This is a genomic window from Acidobacteriota bacterium (assembly GCA_016703965.1).
Lineage (GTDB): Bacteria > Acidobacteriota > Blastocatellia > Pyrinomonadales > Pyrinomonadaceae > OLB17.
The window spans coordinates 162,389-189,012 of sequence record JADJBB010000021.1 but is presented as its reverse complement, the minus strand read 5'-3'; the positions used below and the strand labels follow the sequence as shown (position 1 = coordinate 189,012).

The 26,624-nt window shown below is 51.7% G+C and carries 29 protein-coding genes; 18 read left to right on the top strand and 11 right to left on the bottom strand.

Annotated features, from left to right (window positions below):
• Positions 1–41: 41 nt before the first annotated feature.
• The 3 genes from msrB to IPG22_08190 all read right to left on the bottom strand — a co-directional run bounded on the left by msrB (position 42) and on the right by IPG22_08190 (position 2,121).
• On the bottom strand, positions 42–629 hold the full coding sequence (msrB, locus tag IPG22_08200; protein ID MBK6588261.1) for a peptide-methionine (R)-S-oxide reductase MsrB: 588 nt from the start codon (positions 627–629) through the stop codon (positions 42–44).
• 238 nt (positions 630–867) lie between these two features.
• Positions 868–1,386: a fasciclin domain-containing protein gene (locus IPG22_08195; protein ID MBK6588260.1), complete on the bottom strand. Its 519-nt coding sequence runs from the start codon at positions 1,384–1,386 to the stop codon at positions 868–870.
• A gap of 174 nt (positions 1,387–1,560) precedes the next feature.
• Positions 1,561–2,121, bottom strand: a complete 561-nt coding sequence (locus IPG22_08190; GenBank protein ID MBK6588259.1) for a RecX family transcriptional regulator — start codon at positions 2,119–2,121, stop codon at positions 1,561–1,563.
• Between the two features lie 130 nt (positions 2,122–2,251).
• Between IPG22_08190 and truB the strand changes: the two genes are divergently transcribed.
• The 5 genes from truB to IPG22_08165 are packed head-to-tail and all read left to right on the top strand — an operon-like array spanning position 2,252 to position 5,926.
• Entirely contained in the window at positions 2,252–3,160 is a 909-nt protein-coding gene (gene truB / locus IPG22_08185; GenBank protein ID MBK6588258.1) for a tRNA pseudouridine(55) synthase TruB, read from the top strand.
• 7 nt (positions 3,161–3,167) lie between these two features.
• Entirely contained in the window at positions 3,168–3,701 is a 534-nt protein-coding gene (locus IPG22_08180; GenBank protein MBK6588257.1) for a hypothetical protein, read from the top strand.
• 10 nt (positions 3,702–3,711) lie between these two features.
• Entirely contained in the window at positions 3,712–4,725 is a 1,014-nt protein-coding gene (locus tag IPG22_08175) for an alpha/beta hydrolase (protein MBK6588256.1), read from the top strand.
• 14 nt (positions 4,726–4,739) lie between these two features.
• Positions 4,740–5,150, top strand: coding sequence for a hypothetical protein (locus IPG22_08170; GenBank protein ID MBK6588255.1), 411 nt, complete (start codon positions 4,740–4,742; stop codon positions 5,148–5,150).
• 29 nt (positions 5,151–5,179) lie between these two features.
• The gene (locus tag IPG22_08165) at positions 5,180–5,926 is read left to right on the top strand and encodes an aminotransferase class IV (GenBank protein MBK6588254.1); all 747 of its coding nucleotides are present in this window, start codon (positions 5,180–5,182) and stop codon (positions 5,924–5,926) included.
• 148 nt (positions 5,927–6,074) lie between these two features.
• On the opposite strand, the gene IPG22_08160 is transcribed toward IPG22_08165, so the two are convergent.
• The 4 genes from IPG22_08160 to IPG22_08145 form a co-directional block, all read right to left on the bottom strand.
• Complete coding sequence (locus IPG22_08160) at positions 6,075–6,284, bottom strand: hypothetical protein (protein ID MBK6588253.1); 210 nt, start codon at positions 6,282–6,284, stop codon at positions 6,075–6,077.
• A gap of 75 nt (positions 6,285–6,359) precedes the next feature.
• Positions 6,360–6,794 carry a GNAT family N-acetyltransferase gene (locus tag IPG22_08155; protein ID MBK6588252.1) on the bottom strand — a complete coding sequence of 145 codons (435 nt, stop codon included), beginning with the start codon at positions 6,792–6,794 and terminating at the stop codon, positions 6,360–6,362.
• A gap of 83 nt (positions 6,795–6,877) precedes the next feature.
• A complete protein-coding gene (locus IPG22_08150; protein MBK6588251.1) occupies positions 6,878–7,159 on the bottom strand; it encodes a DUF1778 domain-containing protein in 282 nt (93 codons plus the stop codon).
• 70 nt (positions 7,160–7,229) lie between these two features.
• Positions 7,230–8,774: a serine hydrolase gene (locus tag IPG22_08145; GenBank protein ID MBK6588250.1), complete on the bottom strand. Its 1,545-nt coding sequence runs from the start codon at positions 8,772–8,774 to the stop codon at positions 7,230–7,232.
• A gap of 353 nt (positions 8,775–9,127) precedes the next feature.
• On the opposite strand from IPG22_08145, the gene IPG22_08140 reads away from it, so the two are divergent.
• Entirely contained in the window at positions 9,128–9,607 is a 480-nt protein-coding gene (locus tag IPG22_08140; protein ID MBK6588249.1) for a carboxypeptidase regulatory-like domain-containing protein, read from the top strand.
• 223 nt (positions 9,608–9,830) lie between these two features.
• Positions 9,831–11,678, top strand: coding sequence for a DUF4394 domain-containing protein (locus IPG22_08135; GenBank protein MBK6588248.1), 1,848 nt, complete (start codon positions 9,831–9,833; stop codon positions 11,676–11,678).
• Positions 11,679–11,693: 15 nt separating this feature from the next.
• Here IPG22_08135 and IPG22_08130 read toward each other — a convergent pair whose 3' ends face one another.
• Positions 11,694–12,683: a flippase-like domain-containing protein gene (locus IPG22_08130; protein MBK6588247.1), complete on the bottom strand. Its 990-nt coding sequence runs from the start codon at positions 12,681–12,683 to the stop codon at positions 11,694–11,696.
• Positions 12,684–12,835: 152 nt separating this feature from the next.
• Between IPG22_08130 and IPG22_08125 the strand changes: the two genes are divergently transcribed.
• The 4 genes from IPG22_08125 (at position 12,836) to IPG22_08110 (ending at position 16,612) form a co-directional block, all read left to right on the top strand.
• Complete coding sequence (locus tag IPG22_08125) at positions 12,836–14,008, top strand: acyl-CoA dehydrogenase (GenBank protein MBK6588246.1); 1,173 nt, start codon at positions 12,836–12,838, stop codon at positions 14,006–14,008.
• A 54-nt stretch (positions 14,009–14,062) separates the two neighbouring features.
• Positions 14,063–14,962: a winged helix-turn-helix domain-containing protein gene (locus IPG22_08120; GenBank protein ID MBK6588245.1), complete on the top strand. Its 900-nt coding sequence runs from the start codon at positions 14,063–14,065 to the stop codon at positions 14,960–14,962.
• Between the two features lie 3 nt (positions 14,963–14,965).
• A complete protein-coding gene (locus IPG22_08115; protein MBK6588244.1) occupies positions 14,966–15,490 on the top strand; it encodes a GNAT family N-acetyltransferase in 525 nt (174 codons plus the stop codon).
• A gap of 105 nt (positions 15,491–15,595) precedes the next feature.
• Positions 15,596–16,612 (top strand): radical SAM protein, encoded by a 1,017-nt coding sequence (locus IPG22_08110; GenBank protein ID MBK6588243.1) that lies wholly within the window; start codon positions 15,596–15,598, stop codon positions 16,610–16,612.
• Positions 16,613–16,615: 3 nt separating this feature from the next.
• Here the strand turns inward: IPG22_08110 and IPG22_08105 are convergent, their stop codons facing one another.
• Positions 16,616–18,757 (bottom strand): PD40 domain-containing protein, encoded by a 2,142-nt coding sequence (locus IPG22_08105; GenBank protein ID MBK6588242.1) that lies wholly within the window; start codon positions 18,755–18,757, stop codon positions 16,616–16,618.
• Between the two features lie 104 nt (positions 18,758–18,861).
• Here IPG22_08105 and IPG22_08100 point away from each other — a divergent pair, with 104 nt between their 5' ends.
• The 5 genes from IPG22_08100 (at position 18,862) to IPG22_08080 (ending at position 21,478) form a co-directional block, all read left to right on the top strand.
• Positions 18,862–19,299 (top strand): hypothetical protein, encoded by a 438-nt coding sequence (locus IPG22_08100; protein ID MBK6588241.1) that lies wholly within the window; start codon positions 18,862–18,864, stop codon positions 19,297–19,299.
• A gap of 9 nt (positions 19,300–19,308) precedes the next feature.
• Positions 19,309–20,313, top strand: coding sequence for a hypothetical protein (locus IPG22_08095; GenBank protein MBK6588240.1), 1,005 nt, complete (start codon positions 19,309–19,311; stop codon positions 20,311–20,313).
• 10 nt (positions 20,314–20,323) lie between these two features.
• Positions 20,324–20,548, top strand: a complete 225-nt coding sequence (locus IPG22_08090; GenBank protein ID MBK6588239.1) for a hypothetical protein — start codon at positions 20,324–20,326, stop codon at positions 20,546–20,548.
• A gap of 16 nt (positions 20,549–20,564) precedes the next feature.
• Entirely contained in the window at positions 20,565–21,050 is a 486-nt protein-coding gene (locus IPG22_08085) for a hypothetical protein (protein ID MBK6588238.1), read from the top strand.
• A 98-nt stretch (positions 21,051–21,148) separates the two neighbouring features.
• Positions 21,149–21,478: a tetratricopeptide repeat protein gene (locus IPG22_08080; protein MBK6588237.1), complete on the top strand. Its 330-nt coding sequence runs from the start codon at positions 21,149–21,151 to the stop codon at positions 21,476–21,478.
• Here the strand turns inward: IPG22_08080 and IPG22_08075 are convergent.
• Positions 21,475–21,741: a hypothetical protein gene (locus tag IPG22_08075; GenBank protein MBK6588236.1), complete on the bottom strand. Its 267-nt coding sequence runs from the start codon at positions 21,739–21,741 to the stop codon at positions 21,475–21,477. The genes IPG22_08080 and IPG22_08075 overlap by 4 nt on opposite strands.
• Before the next feature lies 1 nt (position 21,742).
• Positions 21,743–22,429, bottom strand: coding sequence for a peptidylprolyl isomerase (locus IPG22_08070; protein MBK6588235.1), 687 nt, complete (start codon positions 22,427–22,429; stop codon positions 21,743–21,745).
• A 71-nt stretch (positions 22,430–22,500) separates the two neighbouring features.
• Between IPG22_08070 and IPG22_08065 the strand changes: the two genes are divergently transcribed.
• On the top strand, positions 22,501–24,189 hold the full coding sequence (locus tag IPG22_08065) for a M1 family metallopeptidase (GenBank protein MBK6588234.1): 1,689 nt from the start codon (positions 22,501–22,503) through the stop codon (positions 24,187–24,189).
• Positions 24,190–24,543: 354 nt separating this feature from the next.
• A complete protein-coding gene (locus IPG22_08060) occupies positions 24,544–26,592 on the top strand; it encodes a dehydrogenase E1 component subunit alpha/beta (GenBank protein ID MBK6588233.1) in 2,049 nt (682 codons plus the stop codon).
• Positions 26,593–26,624 lie beyond the last annotated feature (32 nt).

Below are 26,624 nucleotides of genomic sequence, written 5' to 3'. Positions count from 1 at the left end.
CATGTCGGGATCCGGCTTACGTTTCGGTTTGGCTGAGGTCTCTATTTCGCGGCTTTGAACCGCAAAGCCACGCCGTTCATACAGTAGCGAAGGCCGGTCGGTTGTGGGCCGTCGTCAAAAACGTGGCCGAGATGCGAATGGCAGCGGGCACATTCGACCTCGATCCGCTCTTCGGCGAGGCTTCTGTCGATCTTCTCTTTGACGTTCTTTTTGAAGATCGGCTCGAAAAAGCTGGGCCAGCCGGTACCCGATTCAAATTTTGCCTTTGAGCTGAATAGTGCCAGCCCGCACGCGTTGCAGTAGAACGTACCGTTCTTTTTTACATTATTGAGCGGGCTTGAGTACGGGCGTTCGGTTCCTTCCTGTCTAAGCACGTAGAACTCGGAGGCTGAGAGTTCACGCTTCCACTCGGCATCGGATTTGACCAATTCCTTTCCGTCAAACTCACTATCTATCAAAATTAACTCACGCTCACCGTCGGCCTTTTTCGTTTTAGCGGGTGTCGGTGACGGCTCGGCGGAAATTCCGTTGGACGCCGCCGCCGCTCTTAAAAAGGAGCCGGCAACGATATACCCGAAAACCGAAAAAATTGCCGTAAGGATAAAAACTGAAAGTCCTAGTTTTTTCATATACACACCCTGCTAATAATATAGCCCCGTTCGACGGTTTGCGTCAGAACGGGGCTAGGATCTATTTCATCTTTCATGGTCTGGCCGGTTTGTATAGATCCGGTTTCAACCGATCAGATGTCGCTCAGTGGCCTAAGGACTTTCCCTATTTGGCTGCCCGACATACCCCTCCAGAAACGCCGGACTGCCAAACCCTTGAAATTTTGCCTTAGACCACTGAACGGTGTTGCTGAACCAATTATTTGGGCAACACAACTGAATCGATAACGTGGATAACGCCGTTCGAACCCTTCAGATCAACTGCGGTAACGGTCGCTTTGCCGCCTTTTTCGTCCTTCAGGGCGACGTTCTTGCCATCCATCATTGCCCAGAGCTTTCCGCCAGAAACGGTGGTCAATTCAACCTTACCGTTACCTTTCTTGATAGCTGCGACAACTGCTTTCGAATCGAGATTTCCTGCAACTACGTGGTAGGTGAGGATATTTGCGAGCATTGCTTTGTTCTCTGGCTTGAGAAGCGTAGCGACAGTGCCTGCAGGCAGCTTTTCAAAAGCGGCGTTGACCGGAGCGAACACTGTGAAAGGCCCTGCACCCTGAAGCGTTCCAACGAGGTCGGCAGCCTTAACGGCTGCAACCAATGTGGTGTGATCCGGCGAACCGACTGCGATATCAACGATCGTCTTGTCCTGTGCTGAAACAGCCGACGAACCTGCGAAAATGCTAAGTGCTAAAACAACTAGTCCTAAAAATGATTTCATAACTGTAATTCTCCCTTGTTCTTCTGAATATTTATTAAAGGTTTAAGTTCCCTTTGGTGAGCAATTCGCAACGGTGAAAAATTTAGATTCAAATTTTTTTTTGGAACTGAAGTTCTGCGGAGTGGAGGAGAATGCGTGGTGGGCCAGAAGCAAGTCGATCTTGATCGCAAGCGATCATTCGTCACCGCCGTCCTCATGGAATCGGCCTTCGGTAATTGAGGACATCTTTTCGCGGATCAGATCAAAGCCGAAGCCCTGGCGGGCGAGGAAGGCGTAGAATTTTTGCGAGTCTTCGCGCGTTTCGGGCTTGCCCTTTAGCCGCAGACGTTTGGCGATCGCTTTGTCGATCTGGTCGGCTTCGGGGATCTCTTCAAATGCCTCGGCTATCGCATTATCAACCACGTCGCGGTCCAGCTTTCTGTTTGCCATAGATTGCTGGAGGCGGCGTTTGCCTTGCGGCTTTTGGCGGAGCTTTGAGAGCGCGACCTCGCGGGCGTATTGCTCATCGTCGAGATATTTGTAGCCCTTTAGCTTTTCGATCACTTCGTCAACGATCGCGGCGTCTGTCCACGGCTTTTCGAGCAGGCGTTCGCGGAGCTCGCGGACGGAGCGAGCTTTCGCAGCGAGCAGATTGCCCGCACGCTTCATGGTCTTTTCGCGCGAACGCTCGCTGATGACGCGATCTTCGTCTTTTATTGGCTGTCGCCGCTGCCGCATGACGTAAGTTTGGTGCAAAAGCCCACACGTAAGCAAGGGCTGATCGCGACGTTTGGATGGAGAAGTTCCGGTTGGATTCAAATGTGCTCTATATTGAATGAATCGCCCTTGCTAACGCGCGAGCTTCTGCAAAGGTTAGACTTAATTCGTGAATGGAATATTGATCATAGACAAGCCTGCCGGGATCACTTCGCACGATGTCGTGTACAAAGTGCGGCGGGCACTGAAAACAAAACGGGTTGGCCATACGGGGACGCTCGATCCTTTTGCGACTGGCGTGATGGTGATACTTGTTGGTCAGGCGACGCGGCTCGCGCAGTTTTTGGATAAGGATGTTAAGGAATATGAGGCGGTCGTGAGGTTTGGGTTTGAGACTGACACGGGAGATGTTACGGGAGTGCGGAGTGCGGAGTGTGGAGTGCGGAATGAAGAAATACCCGCGCTACTCGAGCGCACGGAATGGGAAGAGATCTTCGCAGCATTTCGCGGCGAGATCGAGCAGATTCCGCCAATGTACTCGGCAAAGAAGATCGATGGAAAAAAACTATATGAACTGGCCCGCAAAGGCGAAGCAGTTGAGCGAAAACCAGTAAGTATCAATATCCATAGATTGGATGTAGCAGACGACAAAGAATTCCGCATTCCGGAATCCGAACTCCGCATTCATGTCGCCTGCTCCGCCGGAACATACATTCGTACGCTCGCCGAAGACATCGGCCGCCGCGTGGGCACCGGTGCACACCTGACCGAGCTTCGCCGCACCGCCGCGGGAAAATTCTCGATCTCGCAATCAATTACTTTAGAAGAGCTTGCCGAGATGGAAGATGCGGAGGGCCGTCTGATCCCAATGGAAAAAGCCGTCGAACACCTTGCAAAGATCGAGCTAAACGAAGACCGGGCGAAGAAAACGAGGAACGGACTTTCTACGCGAGTTTTTGACGTTTCATACACGGACGGTGAGGCTGTGCAGATGCTGGATGAGGCGAAAACGCTGATCGCCATCGGATTTTATGATGCAGCGGAGAATGTTGTTCAACCGAAGGTGGTTTTGGTATAGAATTGCGGTGGAGGAACTCAATATGATCGTCGGGTTTTCTAAACGGTTTCTGATGGTCGCCATGTTGTTAGCGGCGTCGGGTTTCTCAACATTAATTCTTGCTCAAGGAATCGGTGTTGAACCAAAATTCGTGACTCTTGAGAAACGCCAGACGAAAGATGGTGTTGATAACTATATTAATGCCGCCTTTAGTTTCAGGTTTGGAGTAAATGGTGAGGAAGGGCGAAAGCTGACGAGGAATAATTGGGACGTTCTGTTCGGAAATAGCCCGATAGCCGATGCATTTTCGGTCACGATGATCGTTGATGACCGCAGTCGGATAATTGATCTCGGCAAAGGTGACTGGAGTAGCGTTCCGGTGACGCCTTTTCTACCGTGTTATGACAATCCGACCAGAGAAAAGGATGTTCCGGCGATCGTCAGCAACATGTATCTCGTCCATTCGTGCGATTCGAATGACGATCATGAGGCCATTTTTCGGGTTGAAGAACTCAATTCTAAGAAAAATGTGACGATCTCCTGGAAATTGATCGCAAAGTAAACGCAATCAGATGAAAAAACGAAATCTAGCGATAGCAGTTGGCGGTGCCGTGGGTGGAGCGGTTGGCGCGGCGGTGGCTGTGAAGCTTCTGACACGGGCGGACACTGTGAGATGGGATATGGTCGCCGATCATGTCGTGCATTCTGAGCGGTCGCATTTCGTAAATGTCGACGGAGCCCGCGTGCATTATCAGGAATTCGGCGACGCGACGAAGCCGCCAATGATATTGATCCACGGTTACACGGCATCGGTTTATGTATGGAAAACTGCGGCTCCGATGTTGGCTGAGGCTGGGTTTCGCGTGATCGCGGTCGATTTGCTGGGATTTGGATATTCGGAAAAGCCTTCGTGGTTTGATTACTCTATCCAGGGACAGGCGAGGATGATATCGCGGTTCATGAATAATCTGGGCATCGGGCGTGCGGTCATAGTAGGGAGTTCGTATGGCGGTGCAGTGGCGCTCGATCTGACGCTTGATAATCCTGATTATGTCGAAAAACTCGTCCTTGTTGACGCTGTCTGTAACGACGAACCAACCAGTCACCCGATCTTAAAACTGGCCTCGGTTCGCGGATTGGGCGAAGCCATAACACCGTTTCTCATCGATTCTAAGGCATTCCTCCGTTTCCGCATGCAAGGCACACTCGCGAAAGCCAATCACCACATGATCACCGAAGAACGCATCGACTCGATCCGCCGTCCGCTCCACGCCGCCGACGGGCACCACGCGGTCCTTGCCACCTCGCGTGCCTGGGATGCCGACCGCCTCGAACAAGACGCGCACCTCATAAACCAGCAAACTCTCATAATCTGGGGCGACCAAGACACGGTCATCCCGATCAAAAACGGCTACAAACTCCACCAGGAGATCCTAAATTCCCGCTTCGTCATCCTAAAAGACTGCGGCCACGTCCCGCAAGAGGAAAAGAGCGAGATCTTTACGGAACTTGTGAGCGAGTTTGCGCACGATCGTAAGGGCAAGATCGAGTCAAGGGAAGGGGATGATGTGCGGTTGGAATTGTAGTTTGAGCGAATGGCATGTGGAAACGAGTAATCGGGGCTGTTGTTGGACTGATTTATGCCGTGTTGTACGGGTTTTGGACCATGCTAATTACTGGCGGCGGGCACGGTAATTTTCTGTGGTTTATGCTGTTCGCCATAGCCGAGTTTTTAGGGCTGTTTTTCCCTGTTGTGGGATTTCTTGTAGTTGATTTGCATCCGAAATGGGCGAAGATAATCTTCGGTGGTGTGCTGATAGCCAGCGTTTTTCTTACCGCATATTTAATTCTCGGAGGTCTTGGTGAAGATGGAACAGCGGATTTAATTAAGTCGTGGAATCGTGACCAATTTGGGTTCATCTTTTTCTCGGTCATACACATCGCTCCATTCGTGGGCCTTACTCTAGTTTTTCTCAAGAGCATTTTCATTGACGGTCCGGATGCAAGCTAACCACTGGACGTCTCGCGAATAATCACTTAGTGGCTGAAAATTACATTCTTTACGGAAAAGGTGTTTTTACAACGGTCTGCATTTCAGGAGGTGCGGGGCTGTTTTGGGATAAACATTGGAAACGTCTTTTATCCAATGCCAAAAAACTAGATATTGATATTTCTCAGTACAGTTATCAATCTGTTCTCGATAAGCTACACAAAATCACAATTACTGAGCGGATTGATACCGGGCGTGCTCGAATTTCGTTTTTAGACAGTAATCCGAGCCGACTTTGGCCATCCGTCGAATCTCCGGGCGAAGTAACCAAATTGCTGATCGAGGCTACCGATCGCCTTGTTCGCGAAACAGATCACAAGATAACGACGTCTTCGTTTCCAGTAAACTCACGCTCACCGCTCGTCGGCGTCAAATCCTGCAATTATCTCGAACCGATCATGTCGCTCGATGAAGCAAAGGCCCGTGGCTTTCACGAGGCGATACGTTTGAATGAATGCGGATTTGTGACGAGTGCGTGTATGGCGAATGTGTTTTGGGTGAAGGGCGGTGAGCTGTTTACGCCGGGTTTGGCGATGGGCTGTTTGGCAGGGACGACGCGGGACTTTGTGTTTGAGAATATTGATTGCCGTGAGGTTGAGGTTGGGATCGAGGCGTTAAAGGACGCGGACGCGATCTTTTTAACCTCGGCGGGTATCGGGGTCGTGCAGGTCGCGGAGTTTGAGGGGCGACGGTTGGAGAAGGTTGATCATCCGATACTGCATTTGCTGCCTTATTAAATGTGAGAGGGCGTGCACTCTGACCTCATTCCTTGAGAGAGCCCTTACTTCGTGCGGGCTTCCGCATAATTAGACAGGAAAATACACCAAAAAGCACGAAAATATATTTCGTGACTCTTTGGTGTATTTTTGTGGTTCCGATTCTTAGTTACCCTGCGGTTTCGAAGAGTGCGAGGATCTGTTTGCCCTCGTTGGAACGCGGATCGATGGTGCGGAGGTGTTTGTGCCCCTGCATTTCCCAGATCGCGGTTACCGTTCCCTCTTTCTCAACTGCCTGATACGAAACGTCTTCCGGCTCGGCCGCCGCTTCGATTGCTACCACCGGCTCTTCGGCCGTCTGTACTGCTTCTTCTGACATCAAAAATTAATCGTCTCCTTAGGTCTCTGCAACTATTAAACTGGTAATAGAAAAGAGATTCTTACACATCGAGCCTTATTTTGTCGAGTTCTGATCTGAATCAGAGGACAACATCGCTCTTATTTTCTTGATCGTTATATATAAATGCAGTTTATCGTCCTTCAACTCGGTCAGTCCGAAACGCAGATAAAACTGCCGAGCCTCCTCGTTCAGTGCATAAACCTCGACCGCGTATATACCAAGATGTTCGGCTAGATCTACAGATCTCTTAAAAGCATGGAACAAAAGGGCACGACCGAGTCGCTCGCCCTGCGCCGAACGATCAACCGCTAATCTGCCTAGATGTACAACCGGAATGGGATATCTAGGCAGATTTTCAGGAGCCAACTCAAAATCGAAAGCACTGCTAGAAATGGTGTAGTAACCATAGATCTTCTCGTCATTCTCTTTGACCGCGACGTAGGTTCGCCCTAAACCCCGTTCATTATTCTGTCTCGCGAATTTGCGCAAAAATAGATTGAGGCTTTCGATGCCACAATCGAAAGCCTCTCTATCGTTTGATTTAGAAATCGGTTCGATCCTGAACAGCGTTTTCATTCGGCAATCAGTTCTTTCATTGCTTTGAAAGCGTCGATCAATTTCTCATTTGGCTCGGTGTCAGAGTCAAGCATCGCCAAGAAGATGTCACGGTCACGATTTGTAAGACGACGAAGACGATGACGTTCCAATACCTGTTCCGCAGATATAGCAAGGCTGGAGATAGTAAAATCAGTTACTGATACTCCCGAAACTAGGGCAGCTTCTTCGATCTCATCCTTAATATGTTGCGGTAACCTGATACTAAGGCGTGATGTGGTGGTTTCAGTAGCTTGCATAATATCCTCTCATTCCAGGCTTAGTGTGGCACGCTGCCGTACAAGAGTCAATCTTTTTCCTGAGTTTCGTCTATTTCGCCCGCCTCAGATCCAGCTCGTAGAACCAAAAATCGTTGTTCGGTTGATCGACCTTTAGCTGGTCGGTCTTGCCGTCTTTATCGATCGTGAAAGTTACAAAGCCTCGCGGAAAATTGTACGAAACGGAGGGGCGCCATTTTATACGCCACGTGTCGTAATGCCAGTGTTCGAGGTCGGCGACGAAGTTCGGCGAGGGGAGAAATCGCATCACAAGCTTGCCGCTTTCCTCAGCGATGGTGACGTCGCCGTAGAGTTTATCGGAATATTTTCCGGCATAGCCGGCTAGGGCCAAAGTTGGTTTGGTGTTCTGGACGCGGGCGGCCTCGGACTTTGCCGTTTCGTCATCGGCAAATTTCTTCATTCCGGCGACCTGAGCTTTTGCTTCCTCGTTCCAATCGCGTTTCGGTGCTCCGACCAGAACGTCGCGGATCTTGTTCATCATGATCGTGAACGTGGGCGATTCGCTGTTGGTGAGAACGACGAAACCGGCATTTTCCTCGGGGATCAGAACGGTGTACGACAGCATTCCGTCCAGTCCGCCGCTGTGGTTGATGATCTTTCTGCCGTAGTAATCGTAAACGAACCAGCCGCTGGCAACCCCTGAGAAATGACGCGGCTGAATTCCGCTCGTCGGCTGCGGCCCGATCTGCTGGGCCAGATATGGCTGGTGCATTCCCCAGGCCTGAGCTTCGCTAAAGATCTGCTTGCCTTCAAATTTCCCGCGTCCAAGCTGTGTGCGTACCCATTTTGAGAGATCGTTGACCGACGAATTCAACGCGGCGGCGGCGTATGCTCCGTCGACGTTGCCGCGGTTGAGCTTGCGCAGCGTCCCGGCGGATTCGTTATGAGGCCACGCGGCATTGTCAGGCAGGTTATTGATGCTGCAGACGGTTCGAACCATGCCAAGCGGTGTAAGGATTCGCTCGGTGACGAAAGAGCACCACGATTTGCCCGAAACTTTCTCAACGACCTTTCCGGCGGCGATGAACATCAGGTTTTGATAGCCGAATTGCGTTCGAAAGCTCGAAACAGGTTTCAGAAAACGGACGCGACGAAGGATCTCATCGGGCGAATATGTCGTTTCATACCACAGCAGGTCGCCGCTGAAAGTATCGAGCCCGACTCGGTGCGTGACGAGATCGCGGATCGTCAATTCGCTCGTTACCCAAGGGTCGTATAGTTGAAAGTCGGGCAAATATTTCGAAACCTTGTCATTCCAGTCAAGCTTTTTTTCATCGACGAGAATGGCAAGGCTCGCGACCGTGAAAGCCTTCGAATTCGAAGCGATGGCAAAGACCGTGTTCTCATCTACTTTGTCAGGTTTGCCAAGTTCGCGAATGCCGTAGCCCTTTGCAGAAACGACCTTGTCATCTTTGATCACGGCGATCGCCATGCCTGCACCCGATTTGCCGGCCCAGGTTTGGGTGACCGTGTTCGCGTAGTCGTCGATCTCCTTGAGCTTTTCATCGAGAGTTTGGGTGTAGACAAAAAGCTGGAAGACAAAAATTAAACTGATAATGCCGGTAAGTCTTTTCATACTGGTTTGGGTTTGAGTTCGGATTGGTTTTCGACGGTACTTGCAGGACCCATAGATTAACAAAACGCTCCGCGAGAAACGATTCTAGCGCAAAACTGCAGTAAACGGTTTGCAAAACCAATTTAAGGCCGCCGCCGCTTAGCGTCCGGCAAGGCTAAGTGCCTGAAAAGAAAATACTTTGCTTTTTGCAGTGCCAAGTGTTATTCTCGCCCGAATCTAAGCCAGTTTCCAAACTTATTCGATTAGACAATTTAGGAGCATATTGATGACAACCCGTAGGAACCCGGCCGCCCGTTTGGCGCATATTGATTTTACTTTCGATCGTATTTTTATTTTCTTCACTGACCGAGATAATGGCTGTTGGCAAATCTCAGCTTTGGCAGCAGACCGATGCCAGCCGCGTGCCCACGCTCGGCCGCCGGCAACTCTCGCCCGAGAAGTCGGTTTCATTTAAGCTCGACGCGGCGGCGCTCGCTCAGTACATGAGCGATATGCCCCGTGAATTTACCAATGAAGCGAGATTGAAAAATGTCATCGTCGAGATCCCAATGCCGGACGGCACGCTGCAGCGTTTTCGTATCGAGGATTCACCAGTCCTCGCCTTCGACGAGGAGGCGGGGATCGGCATAAGAAACGCGAGGGTCACGATGATCGGCCCCGGCGGAACGCGGCGGACGGCTACAACAAGTTCTTTTGGCGTTTATTCTTTCCAGAATGTCACACGCGGCTTTACGTATACCATTACCGTCTCATCAAAACGCTACCGGTTCGCACCAAACATTATTGTAGCGGACGATACGCGGACTGATGTTGATTTTGTAGGCTTGGAATAGGCGGCCGAAATGATAATGATCAGGCTGTTCGGAGAGCGATCTTCGGACAGCCTTTTTTGATTTCCGAGTGATGGTGCAAAAATCTTTATTGAAAGTTGGCACCGCAGCAACTACAATCAGCGTAAACCACGGCGTGTCTCCGTTTCCCGACGCCAAGCCGTAAACAAACATCCATCAACTGTCAGAACAATAAGGGGCTGAGCCAGAAGCGTCGAGCATTACCATGAAAAAGCCTATCGGAATTTTTACTCTGGTTGCGGTATTAGCCGTTGCGTTTTTTGCAGCTATAACCTGGCGGGCCGATGCTCAAAGGTTGATCTCAAGCGGAAGTCAGCCGATAGCTGAAAACCGCAAAGATATTTCTCCCGAACTGCAGGCCCGGATGATCGCTGATCGTGAAGGCGAGATTGGGCCCGGCACGGATCTGTCCAAGGTTCCCAGAGCTTTTCCAGAGGCAGGGACGATCGTCTATGCCTACGAGAATTTAAATAAGCATCTTATAAGCTTTGACGCATCGGAACCGGGTACTTTACTTACCGACATTGCTCTGACGGGGTTAGGCGACGACGAAATATTTGGTTTAGATTTTCGTCCTGCTGACGGGATGCTCTATGGCATTGCTACGGGAGGTTTCCCAACACCTGGGAAATTGGTCAGGATCAATGTGATTACCGGTGAAGTGGTTCGTGTCCATCCTACGAACAACGTGCCCTCGATCATCGATACGTTCTACGGCTTTGATTTTGATCCTGTCGAGGATCGAATTAGGAATGTTGGTAGCCAAGCAACCAACCGCCGTCTCGATCCGAATACCGGTCAACTCGCGGCAAACGATACGACGCTGAGATATGCGGCCGGTGATGTTAATGCAGGCGTTGTTCCCAGGGTCGTGCACATAGCTAGTACCACAACGTCAGGTGTTACTACGACATATGGTGTTGATATCCAGGCAAATACACTCGTTCGCGTTGGCGGCGTAAATGGAAATCCGTCACCTAACGGTGGCCAGTTGACCACTATCGGAAATCTCGGTGTTGATCCGACGAATTTCGGCTCGATGGATATCAAGCCGGGAGCGACAAATGCGTACGCTTCGCTATTCATCGATTCTGTTCCAATTTTTGTCAGCATCGATCTTGCCACGGGAGCGGCGTCAATTATTGGAAGGGTCGGCGGTAGCGAAACCCAGGTGATCGACGGCATCGCTATTCAAACAGGACCGATCATCGTTCCTACTCCGACGCCGGGTTTGACCCCAACCCCGACACCTGGAGGTTCGCCGACACCAACACCGACCATGACGCCGACCCCAACCCCGACACCAACACCGACCGTGATGCCGACCCCAACACCAACGGTGGTGCCAACCCCAACCCCAACTCCTGTTCCGCCTAATACACCCACGGTACGCGTAGTTTCCACCATTGCTCTTCCGGGCCAATCCGTTAATGTTGTCTTTGAGTTCTTGGCCTTTGGTGGTGAGAGGCGTATATCATTCACGACTAATTATAATGCGGCGGTGATGACAGATCCGATCGTTACGCTGGGGTCGGGAGTTCCCGTAGGAACAGGAATAATAACCGATATCAGTCAGGCGGCGGCAGGCAGGCTTGGTATAACCGTTGATTCACCATCAGATTTCCCTGCGGGAACTCGCCAGTTGCTATCGATCGCCTTCTTTGTTTCACCAGGTGCGCCACCCGGTATCTACCCGATAACATTTGGTAATTCACCCGTGCCGAGTGAGATCCGAAATAGCAGCGGCAGTACCATTTCGTCATATTTCCAGTCTGGATTTGTAGCATTTGGTATTACTGCCGCCGGCGTTGAGGTTTCGGGGCGAGTCCTGACACCTGATGGGCGCGGCATACGCAATGCATCGGTATCGTTGGTCGGGGCCGATGGTTTGAGGCGTGTGGTGACGACGAGTTCGTTTGGCATCTATCGGTTCGAGGACGTTGAGGCGGGCGGCAGTTATATCGTGAGCGTCGGGTCTAAACGCTACAATTTTTCTCCGCGAATCGTACAGGTCGTCGATCCGGTGACTGATCTAGACTTCATCGGGAATTAAGGCAGTTCTTAAGTTTTATTTAGCGTTTTCAGTATTTGCTTGTGACAATTCTCTAAAAGAAAGACCGCGTTTAGTGATGAGGAGCCAGCCGATGGCCGTCCAAAACAGAATACGGCCCTTGCGGATGATCGCAAGCGTCACGCCGACGCCGGCTGCAAGGGCGATGGCGTTGCCGACGAATTGGGCTCCGGCTTCGTCAACGCCGATGTTGAACGGGATGAGCTTGAAGACGATCGTAACGAGGCGGCTGATGGATTCGAGAAGAAAGGCAGTCATGACGCTGGCGGTTTCACCGCTCAGACGGCTGAGGATGTATAAAACCTCGGCGATCCCGAGTACGTGATAGACGGCCTCAAGCAGGCAGATCGGAATAAAACGGCCGGGATGACGCCGATAGAATCCGTAGATCAGATTTTCGAAGAGCCTGACGTGCAGCCGTCCATTCTCGAGGATCCTTTTGAAGAAGCCCCGGCGATAGATCATTTCACATAGTTCGCTTGCCATGTGCCATTGGCGGATGACCATCAGGATCCCGAGAAGGATCAGGACGATCAGCGTGACGATCATGGCATTGATGGTCCAAACCACACCTTCGTCGACAGCCGAAACGCGGAGCATCACTATTGCTCCAAAGATCAGATAAATACCCGTGACCAGACTGTAAAAGAGGTTCTCATTTGCGACGGACGAAAGGCCCGCGACGAGCGGTATTTGCTTGCGTACCGCGACCGCCTTTGAGGTTCCGCTGATGAGGATGCCAAGCGGCAGGGTGCTGCTCATCGCTTCGCCAATAACGACCCCAGGGATCGTGTCGCGCATACTCAGATAGTACGGCTCGTGGACCGAGAGTTTCCACGCCAAGGCGCGGACACAGATCCTGACAAAATAGATCGAAAGGATCACCGCGAAGCCCGCAAATCCAAAACGCACGACGCCCTCAAGGATCTCGTGAAAACCTATCGAATAGACCAGGAACGCAAAAACACCAATTCCGCAAAGCGTCATAATGGCGGCCGCGAGCTTAAGTCTTGTGAATCGTTTTTGTGTGGGTTGCGGGGTTTCGATAGCGGAATTCACGTGCTTTGCCTTTGCCAGATGGCTTGATTAGAATGGTATTTTATCGATAGTTATTTAACAAAACCTGTTTAGGAAATTATATGAATACAGCCACAGCAGCCGCATTATCAAACGTCGGATTGACCGTTTTGTCTGAGGAAGAAGAATTGTTTCGAGCTTCGGTTCGAGAATTTGCCGAGGGTGAGGTTCGCCCGCGTGTCGAGCAGATGGAGCACGCCTCGAAACTCGATCCAGACCTGATCAAACAATGTTTCGAGCTGGGCCTGATGGCGATCGAATCGCCCGAGGAATACGGCGGTGCGGGCTCAACGATCTTTAACGCGATCATCGCGATCGAAGAGATCGCCCGCGTCGACGCTTCGCTGTCAGTCTTTGTCGATGTGCACAACACGCTCGTGACTAACGCCTTCATGCGATGGGGAAACGATGACCTGAAAAAGAAGTATCTGACGCAAATGGCCGAATCGAAGGTCGGAGCATTCGCTCTATCCGAAGCAAGCTCCGGATCCGATGCGTTCGCGTTAAAAACCCGTGCTGTAGATAAAGGTGATCATTACGAACTAAATGGCCAAAAACTCTGGATCACTAATGGCAACGAAGCCGAGATATTTATCGTCTTCGCGACGATCGACCCTGACGCCGGCTATAAAGGCATCACGGCTTTCATCGTCGAAAAGAGCTTCGAAGGGTTCGCGGTCGGTAAGAAGGAAGATAAGCTCGGAATCCGCGCTTCATCCACCACTGAACTCATCCTCGACGGCTGCAAAGTGCCGAAGGAAAACGTTTTGGGCGAGGTCGGCAAAGGTTACAAGATCTCGATCGAGACCCTCAACGAAGGCCGCGTCGGCATTGGAGCCCAGATGCTCGGCATCGCTCAGGGAGCATTCGAAGCCGCCGTTAAATATACAAAAGAACGCGAGCAATTTGGCCAGGCGATCGGCAATTTTCAGGCGGTCCAATTCCAACTCGCCGAAATGGCAGTCGAAATCGAAGCGACACGCCTGCTCGTCTATAACGCAGCCCGTCTAAAAGACGCCGGCAAGCCGTTCTTAAAAGAAGCCGCCATGGCAAAGCTCTACTCGTCGCGCTGTGCTGAAGCGGTCGCGTCAAAAGCCATCGAGCTTTTCGGCGGCTATGGCTACGTGAAAGATTACCCGGTCGAAAAATTCTGGCGCGACTCTAAGATCGGAGCGATATACGAAGGCACGTCGAACATGCAGCTTCAGACGATCGCTAAATTGATAACGAAGTAGTTTTACGAATTTTCTTGTTTGAGCGAATCGCCTCCGATATAATCGCCTCATTCTATGGACGATAGCTCTGCGGACATTATTTACGAATTTGGCTCTTTCCGGGCTGATATCGTCGGACGTCGGTTGTATTGCGGAGCAGACGTGCTTCCGCTAAGTTCAAAGGCGTTCGATACGCTCACCGTCCTGCTCAGAAATTCGGGTAAGGCCCTGACCCGCGAAGCTCTTATAGACGCAGTTTGGGACGACACCGTTGTCGAGGGCAACAACCTGAATCAGCAGATATCCGCGCTCAGAAAAGCTTTCGGCGAAAATAAATTTATCGTAACTGTTCCGGGGAAAGGATACAGCTTCGTTGTTCCGGTTCGTCGAGCTTATTTCGCTGAGGTTTGCGAGAAACCGCGAGCATCGAGGACGCGAATTCGTGCTTTTGATTTCGATAACGGAAGATGGACGGGATTTACGATCGCGATCCTGTACATCATCGCGTTTTGCTTGCCGTTCTTGGTTTCGGCGGTTCGAAATGCCGTTTCGGGGAATCGATCGCAGAGTCTTGCCGTGCTGCAATTCAAGGCCGATCGAGGTGATGAATTTATCGGGCAGGGTATCAGCGAGACGCTGCGTGCACGACTTGGCAGTGTAGCGGATCTAACGGTCCGTCCTGGTTCGACGGTAAGTACCGACCGTGATGTAATGGCTGCCGGACGCGAGTTGAATGATGACTCAGTCGTGACAGGTTCGGTTCAGCGGGCCGACAACCGTATTCGCATCACGGTCGAAATGGTCGATATTGATGATGCGCGTATTGTTTGGGCGAAGACTTTTGATGACGATGCGGCGAATATATTCGCTCTTCAGGACTCGATCGTGGGAGAGGTCGCAAGCGTGCTGCGCGTTCGTTTGACGTCTGGTGTCTATAATTTTTCGATCGGAGCCTTTCAAACCCAAGCTTCCTAAAACATGAATCCAGTTTCTATCCGCCAAGCCACCGTTGAAGATGCAAAACCTCTGACCGATCTTGCATACACCACCTTCTGGGACGCCTTTGCACATCATCCAAAAAACGCTCCCGACGACCTTAATCACTACATGCGGCAGGCATTCACGGTCGAGCAGATCGCCGAGGAACTTGCTGACGAGAATTCTATTTTCCTGATCGCCGAGATCGAAGGAAAATCCGCCGGTTACGCAAAGCTGATCATCGGCAGTATCGAGGATGGCATTATGGCGACCCGGCCGGTCGAGCTGTCACGGCTCTATTCGCATCAAGAGTTCCTAGGCAAAGGCGTAGGACAGAATCTGATGGATGCGTGCTTTGAATTTGCAAAGCACAACAACCATGACGTTATGTGGCTCGGCGTCTGGGAATACAACCCGCGGGCACAGCGGTTCTATGAAAAGAACGGCTTTTGCGAGGTTGGGAAACACACTTTTCAGCTTGGGTCGGATCCACAGACGGATCTGTTGATGCAGAAGGAACTATAGCCACAGAGAACACCGAGACGACTGAGACTTTTTTTGCTCAATGCCTCTGTGAACTCTGTGGCTAGTACTTTGACTTACTGTCACAAGTGCATTATTGTCGCATGTGTGCGACAGATAATTAACCCTCCAAATCCCTACAACAAATATACATCTGAATACGTCGGCGAACCGCCGCCGACCAAGCTTAAGATCTTTGAGGAGACCGCGACCAAGAAGATGATCACGAAGGCGTTCGCGTCCGATTGGGAAGGCGGCTGGCGTTACACGGTCAACTGCTACCGCGGGTGCATACACGGCTGCACTTACTGTTTTGCGCGGCAGTATCACGAGTATCTGGGCTATGGAGCCGGAACGGATTTTGAGACAAAGATCGTCGTAAAACCGAACGCTCCGCAATTGCTCCGACAGGAGCTGAAAAAAACGCGCGACAAAATGCCGCATTTGGATTTTTCTTTCGCGACGGATCCGTATCTGCCGCTTGAGGCGAGTTATGAGCTGACGCGCAGGTGTTTGGAGGTATGCGTTGATTTTCAGGTGCCGGTTGGCGTGATAACGAAAGCGCCGCTGGTGACCCGCGACATCGACCTTTTGCAAAAATTGAAAAAGGTCTCCGTCTTTTTCTCGCTTCCTTTTCTGACGAAAGAAAGGTCAAACCCGTTCGAACCGTACACGCCGGTTCCAGAGGCGCGGTTTCGGGCGATGCGAACGCTTGCGGATGCAGGAATTACGGTCGGGATCGGAATCGCGCCCGTCATTCCCGGCTATAACGAATCTGACATTCCGGGTTTGCTTGAACGTGCAAAGGAATCCGGAGCTACCCGAGCATTTATGTCGATGCTGCATCTCGATACCGATTCGATCGAGTCGTATTTTGTCGAAAAAATGCACGAACGCCTGCCGCCCACACGCGTCACCAAGATCATCAACACCATGAAACGCGAACGCGGCGGCTCGCTAAGGCACGCTACCTACAAAGACCGCATGACGGGCAAAACCGAACAGTGGGAAGTGACGACAAAGCTGTTTGAGTTTCACGCAAAGCGGCTCGGATTCAAGCAGCAAGAAAAACCGGTGGAGGAAGAGGCAGTTTTAGCGGCTCCTCAGCAATTGCGGCTTTTCTAGTCGTTAGAATTCGGAAATCAGGATAACGTCATACAGGCGTCGGCCTTTAGAGATGGCGAGGGACGAGCCTTCGCGATTCCACGAGAGCATGTTGATCGTTGCGGCCCTCTCCGAATACAGAACGGTCGGCGTCCCGCCATCGAGAGCTTGCCGCATGATCCGAGCTTCGCCGCCTACACTCTCTGCGTAATCGATGCTTTTACTATCCGGCGACCAGGTGAACTGTTCTGTCGGCAGCTTGAGCGAGCGTGATTCACCACCGCGGACGGGTATTATCGTGTATTGGATCTGGCCGCCCTCATCACTTTCGTCTGACCTGCCCTTTATTTCGCACGCCGCCAAAAGGCTTCCGTCCGGTGAGAGAACGAGGCGTTCGGGAGAAATGGAGCCGGTGTTTTCAACGGGCTGAGTTTCTCCATTAGCAAGCGAGGTCCTCATTACCGTCGATCCGTCGCGGGAGCGGCGGATATAGTACATAGTTTGGCCGTCCGGAGACAATTGTGGTTGAGTGTTGTTCTCTTTGTCGCCAAAAGTGATCTGTGTCTGGGTCCCGCCGCTTGCGTCCATTCGCCAAATTTGCGAGGTTCCGGTTCGCGTCGATGTGAAATATAGCGTCTTGCCGTCCGGCGAAAGGGCGGGATTGGCGTTAACATCACCAGACTCTTTGGTTAGTTGTACGCGATCTAGTTCGCCGGGACCAGCCTTCCAAAGATCGACATTGCCGAATACTCTGGAGGAATAAATGACGCTACCGTCCGGAGTCCACTGCATTCCCAGAATGCCGTCCCGGCTGAGATTGCCAAAGGTGATCTGTTTTTGAGCATTGAAATTAGCCGCAGAGGCCGCCCAGACGTGCGAAAATGTTGTGTAGTCGCCGGATATGACCCGCTTGCCATCGGCTGAGATCGAGATGCTGCGATAGATATTGTTGTCGTTAGTTACGCGACTGAGCCGTCCGTCCGGGTATGAGATCTTCCATATCTGAAAATACGTTTGGCCCTCGCGAGCGATGGTGAGTATCGCGCTGCCATCTGGCAGCCATACTGCCTGTTCAAATCTACGAAGCGGTCGCGGGGCAAATTCCTGGACTGCCGAGCTGAAAACGTCATAAACGACCAGTTGTGAACGTGGGGCTTGGCTTTCGCGGCTAATCGTTGACACGACGATCTTGCTGCCATCCGACGACCAGGCGGGTGCTCCGAACAAGACGTAGCTAGTCGGTTCGCTGACACTCGCCAGCTCCCTTTCGGCTCCGGTGGCAAGATCCTCGATAACAACGCTATGCCTGTTTGATTCGCGCTGATCGCGGATAAATGCCGCCTGCTTTCCGTCCCGCGAAAAACTAATGCCGCTCCAAACATTCTTCGCGATCACCTTTGGCTCGCCGCCGTCTATCCCGATCGCATAAATGTCGCCGCCCATAACGAAACGGCTTTCCGCCCGAAATGCTATTGAGCGTCCGTCAGGTGTGAACTGAATAAATCCGCACTTTGTATTCTCCGGCAGTTTGATGAGTTTCGGCTCATCCTTATCGATCGGCTGGATATAGAGATAGCCTTCGCGGACAAAGGCAAAAGAGTGGCCATCGGGAGCGATCACGGGAAACTCTGCAGTTCCTGCAGCGGTTAGCTTGCGAAAGACCGGCTTTCGTTCAACCGAGCCGCTCGATTCTCGCTTAGAAACAAAATAAGCTCCGGTCCCAAGTCCAGCCAAAATCAGCAAACCAACAATGCCGGCAACAAATAACAGACGGCGGTCTTTCCTCGCCTTTGTCGTCCTCGGCTCGCTCGCAGCTGCTGGATAACCGCCGCCGTGTTCGACACTGCCTCTGAACACATATCCTTTACGCGGAAGCGTCTCGATCCAATCTTTGTAGTCTTCAGTTTTGCCAAGCGTTTTTCGCAGCAGGTAGATATTCTGCGTGAGATTGCTTTCCTCGACGAACGCGTCCTTCCATATCGCGTCCATCATTTCGCGCTTTGAGATCACTGTTCCGTGTCGCTCGACGAGCAGCGTTAGCGTATCGAACACCCTTGGCGGCAGGACGATCATCTCGCCGTCACGGCGCAGCGTCCGCTCAACGGTATCCAGTTGAAAGTCGCCAAAACAGTATAAATGGCTAGCGTTATTAGACTTATCGGTCATTGATAAATGATTGATAAATAAATGAGCGGTTCCTTGAGGACATTTTAACAAGAAAGCGACAAATTACACGTACAAAATTTTCCAGCCTCAGGAGGAAATACACAATGTTAGGAAAACTAGCTTTATTCATCACTGTAGCCGCATTTTTCATGGCCGCCTGTGGCGGCGAACGCCATATTTACAAAGGTACGCTCACGACCACTATCGAAACTTCCGCATACGGCGAATATGTCGGGAGCGGGAATGACGAAGTCGACGTCACAGTAACCAAATACGGCGAGGACAAGATGTCAGTCAATTTCAAAACCGCGGGCGACAGCAAAATAAAGACTGAAATGGAAAGCTGTACGCTCCAGATGATCAGGATCGGCTCGGACTGGACCGAGGATGGTTCCAAGCGATGCACGGCCGGCGGCCAGGAATATCAGATATTGAAAGGAACAGGTGTCACGTCTGGCAAAGAACTGCGGCTCTCGTTCGAAGCAGTTCCATTCGGCACCGGTAAGACAAATAAGTACCGATTTGAAGGCACAGAAAGCTGAGGTGAAATCATGAACAAATATACAAAGATCACTGCGTTTCTAGTGGCGATATTCGGATCGCTGGCGTTTTCATTAAACGCATTTGGCCAGGCTGCGGAATATCAGGAGCGCGATAGGTTCCTTAGCGAGGCCCGTAAGTACGAGAGTTCTGTCCTTGCGTTTACGGTCGTTTATGATCCGAAACTAAAATCGAAAATGTCATCAACCTACTATCCCCCGACCGAGGCGGCAAAGTGGAACGAGGTCATGGGCGATCTGGCGGAGCTGGATGTTATTTGCAGGAAGTATCCAAGTATGAAGAATCCGCCGGGACGCCAGCCCGAACTTGCTTACCTGCCAAAATCCTGGTGCGAGATCGCCGCAAATCGTCTTGAGCTGAGGAAAAAGGCCGTTCAGGTCGGTGCCGAGTACGAGCTGAGAAACCGGACGCAGAATCGCATTTACGATATGGAGAATGCGATGCGAAACAATTTCGAGAGCGTCCTCGACGACTACCAGATGCTGGCATTTGAGCCAGATGTATATCGGCAAAAGATGGCAGCGGAGCTACAAGCCGAATACGCCAAGCGTGGAGCTCAACTGCCCACCGATTTTTTCGATAAGTACGCAGAGATCGGTCCGAAAATGAAAACGCGTATAGAGGAACAGATGGCGACGCGAACGTGGACGATGCCGACGATCAAAGATGCGGCTCTCGAATCGTTGATGCGCGGCCAATATGCAAAAAGTTCCGCGCTATCAAAGGCGACTGTCCTAAAGGTCGGCTTCGTCGCCACAGGCTGGGCGTCGGTCGATGAGCTGACATGGATGAGTACGACCGGGAACGTCAGCCTTTATCGCGTTCATCCCGGTGCTCAGCGATTCAAACGGGGTTATGTCCTGGTCAAAATGCCGAACCGCCCGGAATGTCAGGCACGCGAATTTGTCTTGAGGCAGGACCGTGCCGGAGGCGGGTTTGGCGGGACCAAAGTCGAAGACCTCGGTGCAGGCGGGATCTTTGTTAGTTGTCCGTGAGGAGAAAATTATGAAAATAGCTGGATTACTTATTGGGATCGGATTAACGCTGCTCTCGGGCATCGCCCTCGTCATATTTCTGATGCTGCCGTCGATGACGAATAACCGCGTGAATATGAAAGAGGCGATGGTCGGCATCATTCCGTCGCTGCTGTTTGGCTTTATCGGGCTCGTCATCACGGCCATCGCGGCGTTTGTGATGTTAAAGGAAAAGAAAACCACGGATCAGAACTAGTTCGATCGGAGAAAATATGAAAACAAAGTTAATAATCACTTTTGCCGCCATGGCGATGTGTGCGTGCGGCGGGGTTACAAACAACACTTCGAACTCAAGCAGATCGAACTCGAATACCTCATCCAGTGCAAATACGAACACAAATTCAGATACTAAGAGTGCTTCGTCGGAAGGCGAAAAACCTGCTATTAACAAGGATGCGTTTGGGTTCTACACGGAGATCAAAGAGTCGCCGGACCCAAAAGCTTTCATTGGCCGTTCGGTGACGGTTACTGAGCTTGACCTAAAAGAGATCGAACCGTCGACGCTGCACCTCGGCTACAGCTGGTATTTCTTTGTCGAGTGCGAAGGCTCATTCAGTGACTACATGTCCGTAAAAGATGTGGTCGCCAAGCGTGCCAAGGACAACCCCGTACAGGCAACAATAAAGGGTGTCATCAAAGAAGCTAGCAAGGATAAAGTAACGCTCGATCCGTGCGTGCTGACAGATGTCAAGAAATAGATCTTTGGCCGCAAATGAACTGTCGGAACACGGGATAAATACATCCTCCTGTCTTCTATCTGCGTCATCCGCGTTTATCTGCGGCCAAAATTTCCGTTATGCTAGACCTCATGCAAAACCGCATCGAAGTCTTTGAACAAATGTTGGCCGCCGATCCTGAGAACACAATGGTGATGTTCGGCCTCGCTAAGGAATACGAAAAGCTTGAGCAGCACGCGAAAGTGATCGATCTGCTCGAAACCTATCTCGCCAAATACGATGACGAAGGCAATGCCTACGGTGTCCTCGCAAATGCCTATAATCGCTCAGGCAAGCGCGAAAAAGCGATCGAAACCTACAAAAAAGGCATCGACGTGGCGATGTCACACGGCCATCCGTCGATGGCCAATGAGTATCGGATGACGTTGGATCTGGATTTTGCGGATTAAGCCAGCGAACGGATCTTTTCTAGTAAGTCTGCGGCTCTGGACTCACCGAACCAGTCCAAAACCAACTGCATTTTGTCAGCATCCTTAAGAAACTCTGCGAACGGTGTCGCTTCGTCTATCAGAGTCGAATAATCGTCATTCGGCCCGTAGCGGACGAGGAATTTTTGAAGGCGGATCTGTTTTCCCGCTTCGTCGAGTAGTGCGACGTATTCCTCGGATTGATAATAGTCGCCATCGGCGCGCTTGCTGGCGGTTAGCTGCATTTTATTGAGCGGTTGGTACAGGTGCGCAGGGTTGGATCGATGCTTTCTTGATCCTAACTGGTTTTTCCGGCTTTTCCTCGGTCACAGGAGCTTTGTTGATCGCATCGACCACCTCCATTCCGGTCGTTACACGGCCGAAGGCGGCAAATTTGCCGTCAAGATGCGAGCCGTTGCTAACCAAAATAAAGAAATTGCTAGTCGCGGTATTTGGCTCTTCACTGCGGGCCATTGAGAGAATGCCGCGTTCGTGCAGGATCTTGTTTGGTTCGTCGGGAATGGTTTTGCGTGCGCGTGCGCCGAGATCGCGGGTGACGCCGCCGGTTCGCGTCCAGATATTGCCGCCCTGAATGACAAAATTCGGTACCACGCGGCTGAAAGTCGTCGTGTCCAAAGCTCCGATCGCGACTAGATTTAGAAAATTACGAACAGATTCCGGTGCGCTTTCGGGATACATCTCGGCCTGGATGTCGCCTGATTCCGTCTCTAGCTTAACGCATTTTGACGCCATGGCCTTAACGTCGGCCTTGTCGAAGGGCTCTACGGCAGGCGTTGCTTCGGGCCGGGCATTTGTTTTGGGTGGTTCTGGTTTTGCTGGAGTCGGCGACGGAAGAGCCACGACCTGAGCCTTTGCGGCCGGGACAAAAAACAAAACAGCGAACATTAACGTAAATAAAAGGCGTCCAAACATTACCGCTACATTTTCCGTAAAAGCGGTTCACGTGTAAAGTGAAAACATCGGAGAATAACTAAACACACACCATGAAAAAGATCTCAATTTTCCTAACTATCGTTCTTTTCGCCCTACCCATGTTCGCTCAGCGTCAGCTCGGGGTGAAACCAACCGAGACCGGCGGTCCGTTAACCTTTGAGCAATCGGTCTATGACGTACTCGATTACGACATCACGGTCGCCGCCGATCCTGCCGACCAGTCGATAAAAGGAACGACCGTTATGACGGCCCGGATAGTGATACCGACGAACGTCATCGTTCTCGATCTCGACACGCCTTTCACGATCGAGAAGGCAACGGAAGGCGGTAAGGACGTACACTTTCAACGCAAGGAAGGGAAGATCTGGATCTGGTTCCCGATGACCAAACAGGTCGGGGAGACGTTGAAAACGTCGATCACTTATTCAGGTAAACCGCGTATCGCTCCAAATCCTCCGTGGGTCGGCGGCTTTATGTGGAAGAAAACGCCAAATGGTGCCGATTGGATCTCGGTCGCCCTGCAAAACGACGGCGCCGATCTGCTTTTCCCGTGTAAGGATCATCCGTCGGACAAACCTGCGACTTCGTCGATGCACATCACGGTTCCCGACCCGCTGATCGCGGTCGGCCCGGGCCGATATGTCGCTGTTCGTAAAAACAGCAACGGCACATCCACCTTTGACTGGCGAATGACGAATCCGATCTCGAATTACTCGCTCGTTTTCAACGCCGCTCCATACAAACTGATCGAGGATACAGTTAAAAGCGTTACGGGTGAGATCATGCCGATCAAGTTCTACATCCTTCCCGAAGATTTCGAAAAAGGCCCGAGCCTGATCGCTGAACAGAAGAAATACGTCGCATTTTTCGAGAAATTTCTCGGGCCGTACCCTTTCCGTTCGCAAAAGATCGGAATCGTCGAAACGCCGCATCTCGGTATGGAACACTCGACCGCGATCGCCTATGGTAACGGCTTCAAATACGACAAAACCGGCGCAGACTGGCTGCTACTTCACGAATTCGGCCACGAATGGTGGGCAAATCTCGTGACCGCCAGCGATTGGCGTGATTTCTGGATCCACGAAGGGTTTCAGTCCTTTATGGACACGCTCTGGGTAGAGGAAACTCAGGGTAAGGATGCCTATTTCGCCGCCATGAAAAACCGTGCGAAAGGCTTCAAAAACAAACAGCCCGTCGCTCCGCGCGAAGCCAAGATCGCCTATCAGGTCTATATGTCCGAGCCTGATTACCTCAATTCCGACGGCGACATCTACGGCAAAGGAGCTTATTTCCTACATACGCTCCGCTACCTCATCGGCGACGAAGCCTTCTTCAAAGCCCTCCGCCACATGGCCTACCCGACCAAGGAAATGGAAACCTACACCGACGGCCGCCAAACACGCCTCGTCAACACCGACGATTTCCTGACCATCGCCGAACAGGATTCGGGGATGAAGCTGGGTTGGTTGTTTGAGATGTATTTGAGACAGCCGAAGCTCCCAAGACTCAGCGTTTCCGGAACTGGTGCCGGCTCATCGGGCACGCTTCGACTAAGTTGGGAAACTCCAAACAACATCCCTTTCCCGATGCCGATCGACATCGAGATCGATGGCAAGATCCAACGAGTCGAGATGAAGGACGGAAAAGCGACGGTTTCATATACTGGTTCAATCCCAGTTATCGACCCAAAAGGGTGGGTTTTGAAGGCCGAAAATCCTGTTGCACCTCCTAAGAATTAGGTTCGTCTTATAACGGTCAGCCTGTATTAAGAGGCTGACCGCATCTGTCCAAATTGCCCCAAATCCCGCGATTTGCTATCGTAGTTAGTTACCCGTCTATTAATAATTGTTATAAAAAGGACTTATAGAATGGCGACTGGAACTAAGAAAGTGGATACGAAAGCAGCGGCGCGGAATGGCAAGGCGGTCGTGGCGGAGAAGGCAAAGACGACTGAGGCTGACGGATTTGTCGAGAATAAGAAAGTGCAGAAAACTGCCAAAGCGGTGACTGCAAAGCCTGCCAAGACCGCTGCAACCAAGAACGCAAATCATCATGGCCTCGATGCCGAAACGCTCGTCCGGCTTTATCGCACGATGTACATGTCGAGGCGTATAGACGACAAAGAGATCCAGCTCAAGGGCCAGAATAAGATATTTTTCCAGATCTCAGGTGCCGGACATGAGGGAATTCTCGCGGCGGCGGCCCTATGCATGAAGCCGGGCTACGATTGGTTCTTCCCTTACTATCGCGATCGAGCTTTGATGCTCGGCCTTGGAATGACAGCACAGGAGATGCTGTGGTCGTCGGTCGGAGCTGAGCCGGATCCGAATTCGCACGGCCGTCAGATGCCTTCTCACTGGGGCTGCACGCGGCTGAATGTCCCTTCGCAGTCGTCGTGTACCGGGTCGCAAGCCCTGCACGCGGTCGGTGCTGCTGAAGCCGGATATCGAGCGGGCCTTGTCGAAGGGCTGAAAGAGCAGATCACTGGTTATCAGTCCGACCAGGTCGTCTATATGTCTGTCGGTGACGGCACGACCAGTGAGGGCGAATGGTGGGAATCGCTCAATACGGCTTGTAATCTGAAACTGCCGGTCATTTTTCTAGTCGAGGATAACGGTTATGCGATCTCCACCCCGGTTGAGGTAGGAGTTGCCGGCGGCGATATTTCGAAACTCGTATCTGGCTTTCCAAACCTTTACATACAAAAATGTGACGGCACGGACGTGCTCGAGAGTTACGCTACTTTTAAGAAAGCGGTCGAATATTGCCGCGAGCGGAAAGGCCCGGCGTTCGTTCATGCCAAGGTCGTTCGTCCTTATTCACATTCACTTTCCGACGACGAAAAACTATATCGCATCCCCGAGGAACTCGAGGCTGACGCGGCAACTGATCCGATCCAGAAATTTGCCGAGTTTCTGATGACCGATGGCGTTGTATCTTCAGAGCAGTTGGAAGCGCTAAGAAAAGAGGTCGACGCTGAGGTTACAAAGGCTTCGGACATTGCGGTCGATACGCCGCAACCTGCGCCAGAGACTGCATTGCGAAATGTATTCTCACCTGACGTCGATCCTACTGACCGTCGAATATTTGATACCGAGGACGGGGCAGAACTCTCGGGAAATGCCGGTACGATGGTCGATCTCATCAACCGCTGCATGCACGAGGAAATGGCTCGTGACGAACGTATAGTGGTCTTTGGCGAGGATGTCGCTGATTGTTCACGCGAAGAATATCTCGATCAGGTCAAAGGCAAAGGCGGAGTGTTCAAGGTTACTGCGAATTTGCAACGCAAATTCGGCTCGGCACGCGTCTTCAATTCGCCGCTTGCCGAGGCAAATATCGTCGGCCGCGGGATCGGAATGGCTCTTCGTAACCTTAAACCTGTTGTCGAGATCCAGTTTTTTGATTATATTTTCCCCGCGATGCACCAGATCCGTAACGAACTGGCGACGATGCGCTGGCGTTCGGATGGCGAGTCGAAGGCACCGATGGTCCTTCGGGTTCCGGTTGGCGGTTATCTGAAGGGTGGTGCGGTCTATCACTCGCAATCGGGCACGACGCTTTTTGCGCACACGCCGGGACTCATGATCGTTTATCCGTCTACAGCACTCGATGCCAATGGTCTCCTAAGAACGGCGATCCGCTGCGACGATCCGGTGATGTTTCTCGAACACAAACATCTCTATCGCCAGGTCTATAATAAGTCGCAGTATCCGTCGAAGGATTTTCTGATCCCGTTCGGCAAGGCTAAAAAGGTGCGCGAGGGCAGTGATGTCACGATCGTCACCTACGGAGCTCTCGTCGAGCGTGCGAATCAGGCCTGCAAGCGCCTCGAACAACAAGGCATCACCGTCGATCTCATCGACCTGCGGACGCTCGTCCCATACGATTGGGAAGCCGTCGCCGAATCCGTTAAGAAAACGAGCCGCGTCATCGTCGCTCACGAGGATCCGATCTCGTACGGCTACGGTGCAGAACTCGCCGCGCGGATCTCTGACGAGCTTTTCGAATACCTTGACGCTCCGGTCCGCCGTGTCGGTGCGACCGACACGTTCGTCGGCTACGCTCCGCAGCTTGAGGATTTCATCCTTCCGCAGAGCGAAGATGTCGAAATAGCGGTGCAGGAATTAATGAAGTACTAACAAAATCGGGCGCAACTTTTCGTTTTTGCCTG